This is a genomic window from Flaviramulus basaltis, from assembly GCF_900114265.1.
GTDB lineage: Bacteria > Bacteroidota > Bacteroidia > Flavobacteriales > Flavobacteriaceae > Flaviramulus > Flaviramulus basaltis.
In genome coordinates this window covers 157,287-175,353 of sequence record NZ_FPKV01000003.1, presented here as the reverse complement: position 1 = coordinate 175,353, position 18,067 = coordinate 157,287, and the positions used below count along the sequence as shown (strand labels likewise).

The 18,067-nt window shown below is 31.6% G+C and carries 9 protein-coding genes; 4 read left to right on the top strand and 5 right to left on the bottom strand.

Going from position 1 to position 18,067, the window contains the following annotated elements:
- The 3 genes from BT151_RS13065 to BT151_RS13055 form a co-directional block, all read right to left on the bottom strand.
- Window positions 1–3,282, bottom strand: a complete 3,282-nt coding sequence (locus BT151_RS13065) for a CRTAC1 family protein (protein ID WP_072402792.1) — start codon at window positions 3,280–3,282, stop codon at window positions 1–3.
- 144 nt (window positions 3,283–3,426) lie between these two features.
- The gene (locus tag BT151_RS13060; protein WP_245794846.1) at window positions 3,427–5,193 is read right to left on the bottom strand and encodes a RagB/SusD family nutrient uptake outer membrane protein; all 1,767 of its coding nucleotides are present in this window, start codon (window positions 5,191–5,193) and stop codon (window positions 3,427–3,429) included.
- Between the two features lie 12 nt (window positions 5,194–5,205).
- A complete protein-coding gene (locus tag BT151_RS13055) occupies window positions 5,206–8,253 on the bottom strand; it encodes a SusC/RagA family TonB-linked outer membrane protein (RefSeq protein ID WP_072402791.1) in 3,048 nt (1,015 codons plus the stop codon).
- Window positions 8,254–8,948: 695 nt separating this feature from the next.
- Here BT151_RS13055 and BT151_RS13050 point away from each other — a divergent pair.
- Genes BT151_RS13050 through BT151_RS13035 form a run of 4 tightly spaced genes read left to right on the top strand, consistent with a single transcriptional unit; the run spans window position 8,949 to window position 15,101 of the window.
- A complete protein-coding gene (locus tag BT151_RS13050; protein ID WP_072402790.1) occupies window positions 8,949–10,034 on the top strand; it encodes an SGNH/GDSL hydrolase family protein in 1,086 nt (361 codons plus the stop codon).
- Window positions 10,034–11,410, top strand: a complete 1,377-nt coding sequence (locus BT151_RS13045) for a sialate O-acetylesterase (protein WP_072402789.1) — start codon at window positions 10,034–10,036, stop codon at window positions 11,408–11,410. The genes BT151_RS13050 and BT151_RS13045 overlap by 1 nt, the downstream gene beginning before the upstream one ends.
- 26 nt (window positions 11,411–11,436) lie before the next feature.
- Window positions 11,437–12,813, top strand: coding sequence for a GH1 family beta-glucosidase (locus tag BT151_RS13040; RefSeq protein ID WP_072402788.1), 1,377 nt, complete (start codon window positions 11,437–11,439; stop codon window positions 12,811–12,813).
- Window positions 12,814–12,851: 38 nt separating this feature from the next.
- Window positions 12,852–15,101: a glycoside hydrolase family 3 N-terminal domain-containing protein gene (locus BT151_RS13035; protein ID WP_072402787.1), complete on the top strand. Its 2,250-nt coding sequence runs from the start codon at window positions 12,852–12,854 to the stop codon at window positions 15,099–15,101.
- A gap of 75 nt (window positions 15,102–15,176) precedes the next feature.
- Here BT151_RS13035 and BT151_RS13030 read toward each other — a convergent pair whose 3' ends face one another.
- Both BT151_RS13030 and BT151_RS13025 read right to left on the bottom strand, forming a co-directional pair.
- Window positions 15,177–16,496, bottom strand: a complete 1,320-nt coding sequence (locus BT151_RS13030; protein WP_072402786.1) for a glycoside hydrolase 5 family protein — start codon at window positions 16,494–16,496, stop codon at window positions 15,177–15,179.
- Window positions 16,497–16,504: 8 nt separating this feature from the next.
- The gene (locus BT151_RS13025) at window positions 16,505–18,064 is read right to left on the bottom strand and encodes a glycosyl hydrolase (RefSeq protein WP_171946638.1); all 1,560 of its coding nucleotides are present in this window, start codon (window positions 18,062–18,064) and stop codon (window positions 16,505–16,507) included.
- Window positions 18,065–18,067 lie beyond the last annotated feature (3 nt).

Below are 18,067 nucleotides of genomic sequence, written 5' to 3'. Positions count from 1 at the left end.
TTAGTTAGTCAATTTTGTAAATTGTAAATAGTCATCATTTTTCACAGAAATTATATAAGTATCATCCTTAACTTTTATAGTAGCCATATCTTTCACATCTCCAGGAGTAAAGAAACCACTTTTATTTGGCGGAACAGACTTAAAAGTTCCATCTCCATTCCCTTTTAAATATAGACCATAACTACCATCATTTCTTGGTGTTTCAATTTCTGAAACATATAGGTTCCCTGCAATAAGCACATCTAAATTTCCATCTTTATTATAATCGTCAACTAAAATTTGATTAATGGATGACATTTGAGCTTCGATAGGTAACTGATGTACAATAAATTTACCGTCTTTATTTTCTAGATATATACTTGCAAAGGATTTTACTTGATAATGCAATGAGTTTTCAAGGTCTTTTTTAGTATAAACATCTACTAAAGTTGCTGTTGAAAATTCTTCATAATTTTTAAATTTGCTTTTTATAGCTGGAATTTGTTGTGATGAACAAGAACGTCCGCGAACAGGATATTGCTCTCCTTCATTATAATAACTTAGTACTATATCACTTTTATTGTTTCTATCAAAATCGTTTACAAAAATATCAAATGTCTCGTCTTCAGTTGCTTTGTACTTATAATTTAAACCATTGTTACCAACAATGTAATCTATATCTCCATCATTATCAAAATCTCCTTCATTGATACTCCACCACCAACCTGTAGTATCTTTATTTAGCCCTTTCTCTTTAGAAATTTCTTTAAAACCTGTTTGGGTATTTTTAAAAACTCTAATTGGCATCCATTCGCCAACAATAATAATATCTTGCCAATTATCATTATCAATATCGGTAATAATAGCACTTGTTGCCATTCCTAAATCTTTAAAAACATCAGCAGATGATATTTCAAATTTCACCGAGTTTTCATCACTTTTATTTAATAACACATAGCTATCTGCTGGAGTAGGATAATTTTCTGGAATTTGCCTTCCAAGAGTTAAAACATCTAGTTTTCCATCATTATTAAAATCTGCAGAATATGCTCTAGATCCACTAGTAATCATTTTAGGTAACGTATTAAAATTTGCTTTGGTAAAATTCCCTTTACCATCGTTAAGATATAGCCTGTCTTGTAACCTTTTTGAATCTAAACTAAATTCATAACCACCACTTACAACATATAAATCACTATCACCATCATTTTCAGCATCAAAAATAAGCGCACCAACATCTTCACTCATCTTATCTTCTTCAAAAACTGTTGTTTGCTGTTTTTCGAATCCGGTTTCAGTTTGAAAATATAAACTTCCTTGGTAATTAGATGAGGCTCCAATAAAATAATCATCTCTATTATCACCATTCAAATCTCCTACGGCTATGGCTGGTCCAAATGAAGACATTTTATGTGGTAATAATACTTGAGTATCAAAGTCATCATAAATATTTTCTTGGTGTTTATGTTTTGGAAAGATATTAGAGGTAACTGTTTGAAAAATAGCTGTATTTTCCTCAGAAATCTCACTAGGGCTTACTGCATTTTCATGTTTTAAAACCAATGACTGATTTACCTTAACATTTTTAAGTTTTTCTATTTTACCATCTGTCCAAACTACTTTTAATTCCTCAATTTTTTCTGATTTACCTAATCCAAAATGTAATTCTGGCGCAACGGATGATTGAAACCCACGTGATAGTGTAAGTTCTTGCATTTGAGTATTTTTACCTGAAGTAACATACACACGATTACCTAAACCAAATTTATTTTTAGTTTCAGAATTAAATTTTACAGTTAAATAATTATTGTTTTCAGAACTATGATTTTCAAAAACTGAAGCAATATCATCAATATTATTGGTTATAATTTCCAAATCTCCATCATTATCTAAATCGGCATAAGATACACCGTTAGACCATCCTTCGAACTCAATTCCCCATTCTTTATTTACTTTTTCGAAATCTAAATTCCCTTTATTTTTAAATATGAAATTATCTATTTTCTCAGAAGGAATTCGAAGTACCCAATCTAATAAACTGTCTTTATTGTTTTGCTTTTTTTCGATTTCATTAAAAAAATCTCTATTATTTATTTCTCTTCTTGTTCCATTCGAAACAAATAAATCTTTATTTCCATCATTATCAAAATCCGCAAATAGGGGGCCCCAACTCCAATCTGTTGATGATGTTCCTGTTAATCTTGATACATTTGAAAAATGTGGAATAGAATCTGTTATAACTCCAGAATTTATTTGCATTATATTATGCATATATTGATAATGAAAACCTGCATTTACAGCACCCCAAAAAAGACTTGGATTCATACTTGCCATGTTGGCTTTTTGACGACGATTTGTATTAGCATCCATATCTACTTGAAAGATATCTAAATTGCCATCATTGTTAATATCTGCAATATCTACACCCATGCCATAAAAAGCAGTTTGTGAGGTTGCCTTTTTAATAACTTCTTTAAATGTACCGTCTTGATTATTGATATACATATAATCTGGACTACTAAAATCATTTGAAATGTATAAATCTTGCCATCCATCATTATTTAAATCTCCCGCAGTAGCACTTAACGACAATCCAAAATTTCTAATTCCAGCCTCATCAGTAACATTTGTAAATGTATTGCCATCATTTCTATACAAATGATCGGTTTCTAAATCTTTACTATGAGTCATTTTAAATTGATAATACCCATTAGGAGCTTTAAAATTAGTTATTGGATAATTGGCATTATATAAATCTAAATCACCATCATTATCGTAATCGAAAAAAGTTGCCTGAATAATATTGCCTGCATCTGCTATACCATATTCACTTGCTTTTTCTGTGAATGTATTGTCTCCATTATTAATAAATAATTGATTTTCCTTTGGCTGAAATTTTCCTGCTACAGAACAATAAATATCTAAAAATCCATCATTATTAACATCAGCCATTGTTACACCAGTATACCAACGAGCATCACCTGCAACATTTGCACTTTTAGTAATATCTTCAAATTGAAGATTTCCTTTATTTAGATATAATTTATTTTCAACCTGGTTTCCTGTAAAATACACATCTATTAAACCATCATTATTAATATCGCCAGTAGCAACTCCTCCACCCATATATATATAGCTATATGTGAAATAATTTAAAGAATCGTTTTCCGTTAAGATATTTTGAAAATCAATTCCTGATGATTTTAAAGATGAAAAAACCTTATGAGTTAATTCTTCTTCTTTTTTAGAGCAACTTAATATTATTGTTGCAGAAAGTATAAGAAAACTGATGTTTTTTAACATTTTGATTATTTAATATTTATATAATTCTTTGCTTAGATTTCGACAAAATTAAAATTAAGCATTTTTTTAAAAAATTAGAATTTATGATAAAAAAAGCAGCGTATTTTTTTTTACGCTGCTTTTAAACTAACTCAAAAAACAATATTAATATCCTGTATTTTGTACAATCTGTCCATTACTTACTGCAATGGTTTGGTTTGGTATAGGATATCTTTCACTTTTTCCAGGTGTAAAAGACGCTGAACTTAAGTGATCTCTTTTAGTTTTTTCAACAGTTAAGTATGCGCTTAAAACCGTAGCTGCATCTCCTCTTCTTACTAAGTCAAAGAAACGATGTCCTTCTAATGCTGTTTCAATTCTGTACTCATAAGCAACCGCTTTAATAGCTTCTGCTTGAGAAGCAAAACTACCATAAGTACTAATTACATAGTTTGCAGCAGGATCACCAGTTGCATCACCATTAGCATCAACTTCAGGATAAAAATCAGCAGGGTTAGCTGCACGAGAACGAACTTCATCTACTAGAGATGCCCCCATATCACCTTCAGCTTCAGCTGCCATGATTTCTGCTCTCCACAATAACACTTCTGCATATCTAATTATATTAGTGTTCATAGAACTTACACCACCAGCCCAAGCATTAGGCGCATCAATTCCAGAATCACCCATTTGATCTGCTCTCCAAACTGTTACTTTTTGTATGTATGGTCCTCCATTGGCTGGATCTCTAATCCATGAAGCACCAGGCATAATGCCCCAACCATTAATATCTAAACCTCTGCGACCAACTTTCCAATCTAAACGAGGATCTAACTCACCTGTATAAGGTGTAAAAGGAGCAGAATCTGCAAGACCATCGTCATTTGTTACATCAGTATTATTAAAAGTATCTAATAATGGTAAACCGCTAGCATCAGTTTTGTAGGCGTTAACTAAATTTTGTGATGGTTGATAGAATCCACAACATGAACCTCCTCCACCAACTGGCGTATCATTAGGTAAATTTAATGCATCTCCCCAGTTTCCATTTTCATCATTTGACGGTCCATCACCAACAGTATTTTGAACTGCAAATATAGACTCAGAACTATTGTTTGTTAATGCATTAAAATTGTCTGAATATTTAGGAGCTAATGAATAAGGCCCAGATGTAATTACATCATTTAATATTGGTTTAGCAGCTGCATAATCCAATTGATACATATGTACTTTTGCTAAATATGCTTTTGCAGACCAACTATTAGCTCCTCCAGTAAATCTTGAAGAAGGAGGAAGATTGTCTATAGCATATTGGAAATCATCTTCCATTGGTGTCCATGAGTCAAGAGTATTTGGTTTAGACTCTGTATCTGTTTCAAAAACATAAGGAATATTTTCCCACATTTTTTTAGCTTCAAAATGATAATGTGCTCTTAAAAAACGAGCTTCCGCCTCTAAAGATGCCGCTTCTCCAGCAGTCAAATTTCCTTTTTCAACTCCTAACGCAACACCTCTTATAGCTTCGTTTGCTCTTGCTACACCTTCATAAATTGCATTCCATTTATAGCCATAAAAATTATTTTCATTAGCCGTTGCTTGATACCACTCCGCACCATTCATTACTGGTTGATCACCAAGTGTACTTCCTTTGTATGCATTATCTGAAGAAACCTCACCATAAATCCAGTTTGATGCAGCTGATCTCCATGGATCTGACTGATCTAAGTTACCATCTAACATTCCATAAGCTGTTGTTACTTGAGAAGTTACCCAATCTACATCATAAGGAATTACATCTGCACTAAAAGTTCCTTGTAAAGGCACTTCTAAATCAGAATTACACGATTGAAAAGTCGCTACAATTAAGGCTGCTGCAGCTAACACAGACAAGAATGTCTTTTTCATGTTTTTATTATAAATTATTTTTTTCATATTCTATATTTTTTAAAATGTGATATTTAAACCTAAATTAAGAGATCTTGAAATAGGATAAGCACCTCTGTCAACACCAATTTCTAAGTTGGCTTGTTGCTGATTTGTATAGTTTGACAAATTAATCTCTGGATCTAAACCACTATAATCTGTGATGGTAATTAAGTTTTTACCTTGTAAAAAGATTCTAATTTTATCTAAACCTAATTTAGATGTTACAGCATCATTTAAAGTGTATCCTAATGAGATGTTTTTAAGTCTTATATAAGAACCGTCTTCTATATAATAAGAAGAACCCGTTGCATCTGCAGCACTTAAAGTTAAATCATGTCTAGTTTCATTTACGTAATCTAAACTTTTACCGCCTTCAAAACCAGAGAAATCTGTCCAGAATTTTGTTAAATTATAAATCTCGTTTCCTTGAGATCCTTGAAAGAATAAAGAGAAATCTAGATTTTTATAATCAGCGTTAAAGTTTATACCATAAGTAAAATCTGGATGTGGATTACCTATTACATTTCTGGCATCTCCACTTGTATCTACAGATCTAGTTGTTGCATCATAATTATACCCTACAAATGAAGATATTGGGTAACCCGCAACAGTATTTGTTGTTTCAAAACCTGTTTGCGCTCCTAAATTAGGATTAGGGACAACAATAGATTCATCACCACTCACTAAATAGTCTACATTATTTTTATAATGAGAAATATTTGCTCCTATAGAATAACTAAAATCTTCCGATACATTATTATTATAACTAATACCTAAATCGAAACCTTTATTAGTCATTTGACCAACATTTTTATAAAGAGAACTTACTGTGTTACCATAAATAGATGGATCAACAGGAACTGCTAGAAGCATATCTTCAGTTTCTGCTTTATAAATATCTAAATCTAAAGTTATACTATTATCAAAAAACGAACCTGAAATACCAAAATTTGTAGTGGTGGTTGTTTCCCAAGTTAAGTTTGGATCTCCAATATTAGTTAAATAATATCCTGTTTGTCCTGCGTAATCATTATAAGCCAAGTTTGAACCGTATGATGTAATGGCATTACCTGCTGGAATAGAGTTGTTACCAACTTGACCCCAACTTACTTTTAATAATAAATTATTCACATCTACAGAACCTGCAAAGAAATCATCTGAAAGTCTCCAACCCGCACTAAAAGCTGGAAAAACACCTACTTGATTTCCTCCTTCAAAAAGTGAAGATTGGTCACGTCTTATAGTTGCGCTAAACAAATATTTCCCACTATAATCATAATCTACTTTCCCAAAAGTTGAAAATGAAGTCGATTTATTTTGATTACCACCTACTGTTTGACTACCAGTACCTGCACTTAAATACGTTGCATCTGGCTCTGTAAATAAGAAATTCGTAATTTGAGCATAATAGTTTTTGTAAGTGTTTTTCTTGAATTCAGTACCAACAAAAGCATCTACATTATGTACTTCGTTAAAAGTTTTTGTGTACTGAAGAATATTATACCAGTTTGTATTAATTCCTGTTGCTGTAGTTTCTCTTAATTGATTTACTGTTCTTGCAGTAGAATTCTCATAATCTATTGGTTGAAAAAAACCAAAATTTGATGTATTTAAATCTGCTGTAAAGGTTGTTCTAAATTTTAAATCTTCAAAGAGATCTACTTCAGCATATACAGAACCTAAAGTTCTAAGCACTTTATTTACATTGTTTTTATTTCTATCTGCAACTGCAACAGGATTATACCCATTACCAACTCCTGATATACCAGCTGTTCCTGCAAAATTACCACCTTCATCATAAACTGGAATAATTGGGTGCATTCTATATAACGATGCTATTTGGCTTTCATTATTTTGATTTGAATTTGAACCTAATGGATCATTTACTCCTATTAATTCAGAATAAGAAAAACTTAATGTTTCACCAATTCTAAAGTTATCAGTAATATCAAATTCTGAATTCGCTCTAATGCTGTAACGATCATAAGATGTATTTACCGCAACACCTTCTTGATCTAACAATCCTAAACTTACAAAGAATTTTGAAGTTTCAGAACCACCTTGAATACCAATATTGTGTTGTTGCACTATTGCAGAATTAAAAAATTCATCAAACCAATTTGTTCCAGCTTGATTTGCTCTTGTAATTCTATTATCTGGGAAACTATAAGGATTTCCACCACCATCGTTAATAAATTCTGGTAAAACTGGTGTTGTTCCTGTTCCATATTGTGGATGACTTAATGCACTTCCATCATTTGCTAAAGCTTTCCAGTAAGCATCTGCCAATTGTTGTGGTGTCGCCATTTCAGGGAAAGCACTATTAGGAACAAAATCATTACCAATTAAACCATCATAAGTAAATTTAGCTTTTTGATTTCTCTTACCGCTTTTAGTTGTAATTATTATCACACCATTTGCAGCCCCAATACCATAAATAGATGCCGCAGCAGCATCTTTTAATACTTGTATAGAAGCAATATCGTTTGGATTAATTTCATTTAATCCTTGTCCCGTTTGCACACCATCAATTACATATAAAGGATCATTACCATTTACGGTACCAAAACCTCTAATACGTACTGCAGCTTTACCACCAGGACCACCTTCTGAACCAACGGTAACACCAGACACTTGACCTTGCAATGCTTGTTCAAGGCTTGATGGTGTTGTTTCAGCCAACACTTCAGAATCGATTACAGCTACAGAACCAGTAATATTTCTAGTATTTTGTGCTGTATAACCTGTTACTACAATTTCATTCAAAACATTTGCATCTTGAACTAAATTGATATCAACAATTGCTCTTCCTGCTACATTAATTTCTTGGGTAACGTATCCAATAAAACTAACAACAATAATAGCATCTGCAGATATATTATTTAATGTGTACTTACCATCAAAATCTGTGGCTGTACCATTAGATGTTCCCTTCACGATGATACTCGCCCCTGGTAAAGGACCATTTTCATCTGAAACTGTTCCAGAAATCGATTGTGCCTGCGAAAAAGCAAACATTAAAAGAGTTACGAACAAGGTAAGGATGTTACGTATTTTTGTTTTCATAAATAGTTGGTTTTTATTAATATTTAATAGCTTAGATGATGTGCATAAGCAACATATGCTATATTAACCACATCATGTACAAAATTAATAGCTAAACCCTTAAAATATTAATAGTATTTCATCACTTATTGACACAAATTATTCTTTATAACAAAAAAACAACAACCAATCAACAAAACCCCCTTTATTAACAGGTGTTAAGCGGTTAGTATACATAAAAAAGAAAGAATAATACTATAATACTATTTTGTCAAAAAAGAATAAATAGTATTAGCTTTTGATGAATTAGGTAAAATCAAGCAACTTATTTTTAAATTATTTTTAAAAAATTATTTTCAGAAGCAATGTTGCTTTAATAATTCTTTATTGTTTTCACAGAATGCATTTAAAGATTCTTTTAAAGAAAATAAAGACTAAAAGACAACATAACAATGAAATACATGAAAAATATAAGTTCTTATAAATACGATTAAAGTCAATTTGAAAATATAAAATGAATAAAAAAAATCACATATTTAAAACCTGTTGATGCCTTGTTTATAATTAATTTTCATCCAGAATATGAATTTAATTTTAATGCTTTTATTCAGTAAACATTTGCTTTTAAGTGTATAAATAATATCAGGATTTGAAGTTTTTATCTAAACATTAAAAAGAAAAATAGCTTAATTTTACACACTTAAAAAACTCAGCAAATGCTTAGATTCTGTTTAACACTTTCAATCTTTTTAATTATAGTTTCATGTAAAGAAAACATTCCCAAAATGTATAACTCCACAGATAAACTATTAAAATATACTGGAAGAACTGAACAATTAACAGACAGTACAACAGCATTAATTGGTTCTGCTGCATCTTCAGAATTTAACACAAAAGGCGATTCAGTTTCTTTATTTCTTCAATCAGAAGTTAAACCACGCAATTATGTTGTTTTAACAATTAATGATGAATACCAAAAACGTTATCAGATTAAAGGTGATACTATCAACAAAATAACGTTGCAGTTACCAAAAAACGAAATTAATAAAATAGGAATTCATAAAGCAACTGAAGCTGCAAGTGGAACTATTATTATTCATAAAATTGAAACCGAAGAATTAGTTCCCTTGAATGAAAATAATTCTATTTCAATAGAATTTATTGGTGATTCTATTACTTGTGGTGCTTTGGCAGATAATAGCGATATTGATTGTAACGAAGGTGAGTATTTAGATCAACACAATGCTTATTTAGCTTACGGACCAAGATTGGCGAGAACTTTAAATGCTAAATATGTTTTAAGCTCAGTTTCTGGAATGGGAATGTATAGAAATTGGAATGATGAAAATATTCAAGAACCTATTATGCCACAAGTTTACAATAACTTATATTTAAATACTGATGTATCAAAACCATACAAAATCATTTTTAAACCAGATATAGTTAGTATTTGTTTAGGAACTAATGATATGTCTGATGGTGATGGCATAAAAAATCGACTTCCTTTTAATTCTGAAAAATATACCTCTAATTATATTCAATTTGTTGAAAAGGTTTACAACAGATACCCAAACACTAAAGTAGCTTTATTGAACAGCCCTATGGTTTCAAAAGAAAGAAATGATACTTTAGTGTCGTGTTTAAAAAAGGTACAAAATCATTTTAAAGATAAAAATATTGCAATTTTTCAATTTGATAAACTCTTTGTTAATGGATGCAATTACCATCCTAGTGTAGAAGATCATAAAGTTTTAGCAGATCAATTAACGCCTTTTTTCAAAAACATATTAAGTAACAAATAATGAGGTTTTTATCAATTATAATATTTCTGTTTATTGCAAAAACATCATTTGCCAACGTTATTTTACCTTCATTGTTTTCAAACCACATGGTTTTACAGCAAAATGATGAAGTTAAATTTTGGGGTTGGGCAAATCCAAATGAAGAAGTCACAATCCAAACCTCTTGGAATGGTGAGCTTTATAAAACTAAAGCCAGCAACCAAGCTAAATGGGACCTAATTATAAAAACACCAAGTTATGGTGGTCCTTTTACAATCTCAATAAAAGGATATAATGAAATTGTTTTAAATGATATTTTAATAGGTGAAGTTTGGTTATGCTCAGGGCAATCTAACATGGAAATGTCTGCAAACTGGGGTGGCGGAATCAAAAATATGGATGAAGTTGGAAAAGCAAACAATCCTACAATCAGATTTTTTACTATACCAAAAAGCGCTTCAAAATACCCTCAAGATAACCTTACAGCAAATTGGGATATCTGTACTCCTGAAACAATGAAAAAATCAAGTGCTGCTGCCTACTTTTTTGCAAAACGACTGCAAGAAAACTTAAAAGATATACCAGTAGGACTAATAGTTTCAGCTTGGGGAGGAACTCCTGCTGAAATTTGGATGCCAGAAGAAACCATAAGAAAAGATTCAATTCTCAACGAAGCAGCAAATAATTTAAAACCCGTAGAATGGGGTCCTACAGAACCTGCGAGAGCCTTTAATGCTATGATAAACCCTTTAGTCGGATATAATATTGCTGGCGCATTATGGTACCAAGGAGAAGCAAATGTTGGCTCACCTGTTTATGACAAAACTCTTAATACATTAATTAATTCTTGGAGATATTTATGGCATAAAAAATTCCCGTTTTACTATGTTCAAATTGCTCCTTATGAATATGGTGAAGACCATTTTGGTGGTGTAGAAATTAGAAACGCTCAACGTAAAGTTTTAAATCTCTCAGAAAACACAGGCATGGTTGTTATTGATGATGTTTCAACGGCTGACGATATTCATCCAAAAGACAAAAAAACAGTTGGAATTAGATTAGCCAATCTTGCTTTGAAAAATCATTATAAAAATTTTGATGGTATTGTTAATGGCCCTCTTTTTAAAAATATTTCTTTTGAAAAAGGAAAAACCAAAGTCTTTTTTGATAATTCAAAAGGGCTTAATACTAAAGGAGATAACTCACTTTTTGAAATTGCAGGAGAAGACAAAATATTTTATGATGCTAAATCAAAAATTAAAAATGACTATATAATACTTACATCAAAAAAAGTAAAAAAACCTAAATATGTTCGTTTTGCATGGAAAAACACTACTCAATCAAATGTTTTTAATGAAGCTAATTTACCTGCATCAACATTTACAACTGAACATTAAATAACTAATTGACTAACCACCACCGAATGATTAAATTTTCAACTGATTTTATATGGGGTACAGCAACTTCGGCTTACCAAATTGAAGGCGCTCATAATGCTGATGGAAAAGGACCTTCTATCTGGGATAGTTTTTGTACCATTCCTAATCGAATAAAAAACAATGAAAACGGTAATGTTGGGATAGATCATTACCACCGCTATAAAGAGGATGTTGCTTTATTAAAATCGCAAGGTTTTAAAGCGTATCGTTTTTCAATTTCTTGGGCTAGAATTATGCCAGAAGGAAAAGGCAAAGTAAATGAAGAAGGTATTGCGTTTTACTCAAATCTTATAGATGAGTTAATAAAAAACGATATTGTTCCATGGGTAACTTTATACCATTGGGATTTACCTTTGGCTCTTGAAATGGAGAATGATGGTTGGTTAAACCCTAATATCGCTAGTTATTTTGAAGATTACGTAAAAATTTGTTTTGAAAGATTTGGAGATCGTGTTAAAAACTGGATTACTTTAAACGAACCGTGGGTTGTTGCCATTTTAGGTTATGGACAAGGTGTTTTTGCTCCTGGAAGAAGTTCAAATTCAGAACCATATTTGGCAGCACATCATTTAATATTAGCTCACGCTAAAGCAGTTAAACTTTATAAAACAAGCTTCACACATCAAAAAGGCACTATTGGAATTACAAATAATTGTGATTGGAGAGAACCTCTTACCGACAAACCTGCTGATATTGAAGCAGCAGAACGCGCTTTATTATTCTTTTTAGGCTGGTTTGCAGATCCTATTTATTTTGGAGATTACCCACAAGTAATGAAAGATAGACTTGGAGATAGATTGCCCAAATTCACTGAAGACGAAAAAGAATTAATTAAAAATTCTTCAGACTTTTTTGGACTAAATCATTACACAACCATGTATGCTGCAGAAGATGATCACTCAGGAATAAAAAGTAGTGTTTATGGAAATGGAGGGATTTCTGAAGATCAAGATGTCATTTTAACTCAAGATGAAGCTTGGCCTTTAACAGCGTTTAATTGGTCCGTTGTCCCTTGGGGATGTTATAAATTACTTGAATGGATTAGCAAACGATACAACAATCCTGATATTTATATTACCGAAAATGGTTTTGCTTGCAATGATACTCTAGAAAATGGAGAAGTTAATGACTTAGAAAGACTAGATTATTACAGACAATATTTAGAAGCTTGTAATGAAGCCATTGAAAATGGAATAAAATTAAAAGGCTATTTTGCATGGAGTCTTTTTGATAATTTTGAATGGGCTTCTGGCTATTCTGTTCGATTTGGAATAAACTATATCGACTACAAAACTCTTAAAAGAACTCCTAAAGCCTCAGCTTTATGGTTTAAAAAAATCATTAAAAATAACGGCTGGTAATATTTAAAAACAGCTTATAAAACAACTAATACTATATAATGAAAAAAGCAATTTTATTAATTTTCATCCCTTTATTACTTACTAGCTGCCAACGCACAGAAAGTCAAACTTCAAATAATGCAAATCAAGAAATTGAGCAAAAAGTTGACTCTCTTTTATCTGTAATGACCTTAGAAGAAAAGGTTGGGCAAATGACCCAAATCACTTACATGGTAGTTGAAAAACAAAACGCAAAAGGCGCTTTAGACAAAGACAAACTAAAAGAAGCCATTCAAAAATACCATATAGGTTCAATTTTAAATGTTCCAGAAGGGACAGCACCAACCCGTGAAAGATGGCAAGAAATATTAGAAGAAATTCAAACAGAAACAAATAAATCTAATTTAAAAATTCCAGTACTTTTTGGAATTGATGCTATACATGGGTCAAGTTATACTCAAGGCGCAACCTTATTTCCACAACAAATTGGAATGGCAGCAACTTGGAATCCTGAATTAATTAAAAGAGGCGCCCAAATTTCCGCCTACGAAACGCGTGCATCTAACATACCTTGGGTTTTTTCTCCAGATTTAGATTTACCTCGTAATCCAACTTGGTCTCGTTTTTGGGAAACTTTTGGTGAAGACACTTATTTATCATCTCAAATGGCAACAGCTATGGTTGAGGGATTTCAAGGAGACGATATTTCAGCCCCAAACAATGTTGCTGCTTGCGTTAAGCATTTTTTAGGATATGGTAGCACAACTACAGGAAAAGATAGAACACCAAGTATTATTCCTGAGCGTGTTTTACGTCAATATGATTTACCAATTCACGCAGCAGGAGCAAAAGCTGGTGCAAAAACATTTATGATTAGTTCTGGTGAAATTAACGGAACGCCTGTTCATGCCAGCAAAAAATTATTAACAGATGTTTTAAAAGGCGAGCTTGGTTTTGAAGGTTTTGTTGTTTCAGATTGGGAAGATATTATTTACTTACACAATCGTCATAAAGTTGCTGCAACTCCAAAAGAAGCTGTGAAAATAGGTGTTATGGCTGGAATTGATATGAGTATGGTTCCAAATGATTTTTCTTTTTTTAATTATTTAGTTGAGCTTGTTAATGAAGGTGAAGTACCAATGTCTAGAATTGACGATGCCGTTTCAAGAATTTTAAAGGTAAAACTTGAGGTAGGTTTATTTGAAAAACCAACTTGGAATACTAATGATTACAGCAAATTTGGTTCAGATGAATTTATTCAAGAAGCTTATAATACCGCAGCAGAATCAATTACTTTATTGAAAAACAATGATGGTCTTTTACCAATTTTAAAAGACGCCAAAATATTAGTAACAGGACCAACCGCAAACACCATGAAATCTTTAAATAGTGGGTGGACTTATAATTGGCAAGGTGAAAATGCCGATAAATTTGCAGCCGATAAAATGACCATTTTAGAAGCTTTTCAAGATAAATTAGGAACAAACAATGTTTTATACTCTGAAGGCGTATCGTTAACGGAAGAAATTAATATTGAAAAAACAGTTAGTCTTGCTAAAAATGCTGATTATATTTTACTGTGTTTAGGTGAACAAAATTATACAGAAACACCAGGAGACATTAGTGATTTAGAAATCACAGAACCACAAATAGCACTTGCAAAAGCATTATCAAAATTAAACAAACCAATTATTCTTGTTTTAGCAGAAGGACGCCCTAGAATAATAAGCAAATTTGAAAGCGAAATGGATGCCGTAGTTCATGCATATTACCCAGGAAACGAAGGTGGAAGAGCTTTAGTTGATATTATTACTGGCGATGTAAATCCAAGTGGTAAAATTCCTTTTAACTATCCAAGATACACCAATGCATTAACCAAATACAATAGAAAATACACAGAAAGTCGTGAAGGCGTAACTGGGCATAATGCTTATAATCCGCAATGGGAATTTGGTCATGGTTTATCTTACACAACTTTTGAATATAGTAACTTAAAACTATCTTCCACAGAAATTAAAAAAGGTGATACTATTGATGTTTCAATAGATGTAACAAATACAGGATCTCGTGAAGGTAAAGAAGTTGTTCAATTGTATTTAAATGATTTATTTGCGTCTATTACACCTGAAGTTAAAAAACTTGTAGGCTTTGAAAAAATCTCTTTAAATCCTAATGAAACTAAAACTGTAACTCTTAAAATAACAGAAGAAAGCATGAGTTTTGTTGATAACAATCTTGATTGGGTTAGCCAAGATGGAACCTTTAAAGTTATGATTGCAGATAAAGAAATGGAGTTTGAGTTAAACTAGAAATTCTAAACATATAAGAAACAAAAAAGCCTCAGATTAATTCTGAGGCTTTTTTTATTTAGACTAGTCTTAAATTTAATCTAATAATTTACTATTAGCTTCTTTAATTAAATCTAATGTTGATATATCACTAGAAAAAACTGAATTTAAACCTTGTGGTTCTTGTGGTGGATCTGCACTAAAATCATCGCCATGTTTCCATTTACCATTTTCAGGATTTGTTATAGCATAGCCTGCAAATCCCCAAAAATTTAATCCCGCAAGAATACCTTTATCTTTAGAACTCTCTACAATTCTGTCGAAAATAGCTTTGTAAAATACATTTCTATTTTCTACTGAAGCTTCAGGTGATAAGCTTTCCTTTTCACGTGGAAATCCAAATTCTGACATTACAATTGGTTTTTTCAACCTTTTGGCTACAACAATATGTTCATCCATGTATTCGTATGCATTTTTAATAGACACTTGTGTACTTTCCTTTTCATCATTAATATCATACCAACCCCAATTTTTAGGCCACATGTGCATCGCTAAATAATCAATATTTTTATTGTTATGCAATCTTTCAAACATATTGATATCTTCAAGAAAACCATGCTTACCTTCAGTTCCTGTTGATACTAAATGATTAGGATCTAATTCTTTGATTAACTTAACTGTTTCATTTAACCAACCTGCAAAAGCTTCTTCATGATCTGGTGTCATTAAAACTCTAGGTTCGTTTGCCACTTGCCAAGACATTACTGTATGATCATCGGTATACTTTAATCCTGAATACTTATTTGTTCTTCCAATAATAAATCTTAAATGGTTATAATAGGCTTCTTTACAAGGCTCACAGCTATGAAATTGACTGGTATAAGTCATATATTCATTCCAAGAATATTGCTCTAAAAATGGGTTTGGAACTTCGCCATAGCCATTCCACTTTAAATATTCAGACATACCTCCAGACCAAATCCAGTTATTATTTAAATACAAAACGGCATACATATTACGTTTACGCATTTCTGCCATCATAAAGTCTAAACCATCTAATAAATCTTCATTATAAACACCTTGCTCTGGCTGTAAAGCTGGGTGAACTCTAGAATCTCCTCCATCTCCTTCACCTCCAACCAAAATGCGCAAATTGTCGATACCTACTTCTTTCATTAGGTCTAATTCTTTAATTAATCGCGCTCTATCTCCTATGTTCTTAGCCCCTATTAATGGCCCATACCAATAGTTTGCTCCTACAAAATAGTATGGTTTACCATCTTTCATAAACTTAGAATCTTGAACAGTTATTTGTTTAACATCTAACGTTTTAACGGTTTTAATATTTTTTGCACTTTTACATGCAGAAAAAAGCGTAACTAATAATATAAAATATAAGTATTTATTGATTTTCATTTTAAAAATTAATTTGGTAAAACATACATATTAGGCAATTCATTTTGAAGCAAAGATTTTGGTTTGTTTGTAAACCCAATAAAATCTGATGCGCTAGACATCCCAGGCACAGGTGTCACATAAGTATCTTCAGTGTTATTCCAAAACATCATAAAAGCAATTTCTATACTATTATTAGTAATTACTTGATATAAATTATTAGCATAAAACCCTGAAATTGGATTATTTTGTCCTGGTGTTACAAAATAACCTGTTTCTGTAAAGGCTGCTATTTTAACCTTTTCTTTGGCTAGTTTATCAATAATTTGAAGTTTTTCGTTTGCTGTATCTATTCCAGATTGACCCATGTTATTTAAATCCCCATAATTATCCATCCCTAATATATCTACATAATTATCTCCAGGATATCGATTTAAATATTCACTTTCAGAATTAAAATTTCTATCAGGTGAAAATGCGAAAAGCATGTTATTTACATTTAAAGTATCTCTTAAATACTCAACGGTAAATTGCCAAAGAGTTATATATTCTTGAGGCGTACAATAAGAAGCCCCCCACCAAAACCAATCGCCATCAAACTCATGAAATGGTCTAAAAATAAATGGTATTAATTTCCCATCGTTTCCAACCAAATTATTAGCCACATCTGCTACTATTTGAAGTTTTTCTTTGTAATATTCATGATTATCACCACCTGGTAAAATACTTTTAAAAGCATTGTTTTTTTGAAAAACTGTCATGTCTGAAGTGTAAAAATGCTCTCCCTCATAAGGCTCTCTTAAATGCCACATAAAAACATTTACCATGCCTTTATTATATGCTTCAATAGCATCTGCTTTTATTTTCTGTTCTTGTTGATACCACCAATTAGAAGCGGTTCCATCATTATTATCATCAGCTATAAACATAAAATCAGACCCCAATAGACCTGGGTCGTTACCTGTCGTTTTTTTGATATCTGAATCACCTACATTATTATTATAAAAGCTATTAAATGCATCTTGCTGACCTATTATAAAATTGGTTCTAGAAACGTTTTTTAAATTATAAAACAAAGCAATAGTTTCTGGTGTAGCATTAGGATTCACCATGTAAGTTGATGTGTCTTCTGGATTTAACGAAAATGATTCTGCATTGCTTGAAATGGTAATTGTAGCCGTTTTTGATGAATTTAATACAACGTTGGCATTGTCTGTACTTGTAAGTGTGATTATAATAGTTTCGTTGTCTTCTGAAATATTATCATCTAAAACATTAATTGCTATTACTGAGGACAAAGTATTTGCAGGTATGGTTAAACTATTACTAATTGTTTCAAAATCTTCACCATTTGTTGCAGTTCCACTTACTGTATAACTAACTTTTGTGGCTTTACTGATTCCCTCTGACAACGTAACAGTAAACGCTCCATTTAGTGAAGGTTCAACAACAATATTTGTTGCTGTTGAGATACTAACTTTTATTGCATTTGTTGCAGGTTCTGGATTTTCTTCTGGAGAATCCTTTGAACAACTATTAAAAAAAATAGCTATTAATAAAACACTAAATATTAATTTAAAATTCTTCATTTC

Bases quoted from the DNA above. Each gene is read 5' to 3' on its own strand.
- BT151_RS13065 (WP_072402792.1), bottom strand. From the start codon at position 3,282: ATGTTAAAAAACATCAGTTTTCTTATACTTTCTGCAACAATAATATTA.
- BT151_RS13060 (WP_245794846.1), bottom strand. From the start codon at position 5,193: ATGAAAAAAATAATTTATAATAAAAACATGAAAAAGACATTCTTGTCT.
- BT151_RS13055 (WP_072402791.1), bottom strand. From the start codon at position 8,253: ATGAAAACAAAAATACGTAACATCCTTACCTTGTTCGTAACTCTTTTA.
- BT151_RS13050 (WP_072402790.1), top strand. From the start codon at position 8,949: ATGCTTAGATTCTGTTTAACACTTTCAATCTTTTTAATTATAGTTTCA.
- BT151_RS13045 (WP_072402789.1), top strand. From the start codon at position 10,034: ATGAGGTTTTTATCAATTATAATATTTCTGTTTATTGCAAAAACATCA.
- BT151_RS13040 (WP_072402788.1), top strand. From the start codon at position 11,437: ATGATTAAATTTTCAACTGATTTTATATGGGGTACAGCAACTTCGGCT.
- BT151_RS13035 (WP_072402787.1), top strand. From the start codon at position 12,852: ATGAAAAAAGCAATTTTATTAATTTTCATCCCTTTATTACTTACTAGC.
- BT151_RS13030 (WP_072402786.1), bottom strand. From the start codon at position 16,496: ATGAAAATCAATAAATACTTATATTTTATATTATTAGTTACGCTTTTT.
- BT151_RS13025 (WP_171946638.1), bottom strand. From the start codon at position 18,064: ATGAAGAATTTTAAATTAATATTTAGTGTTTTATTAATAGCTATTTTT.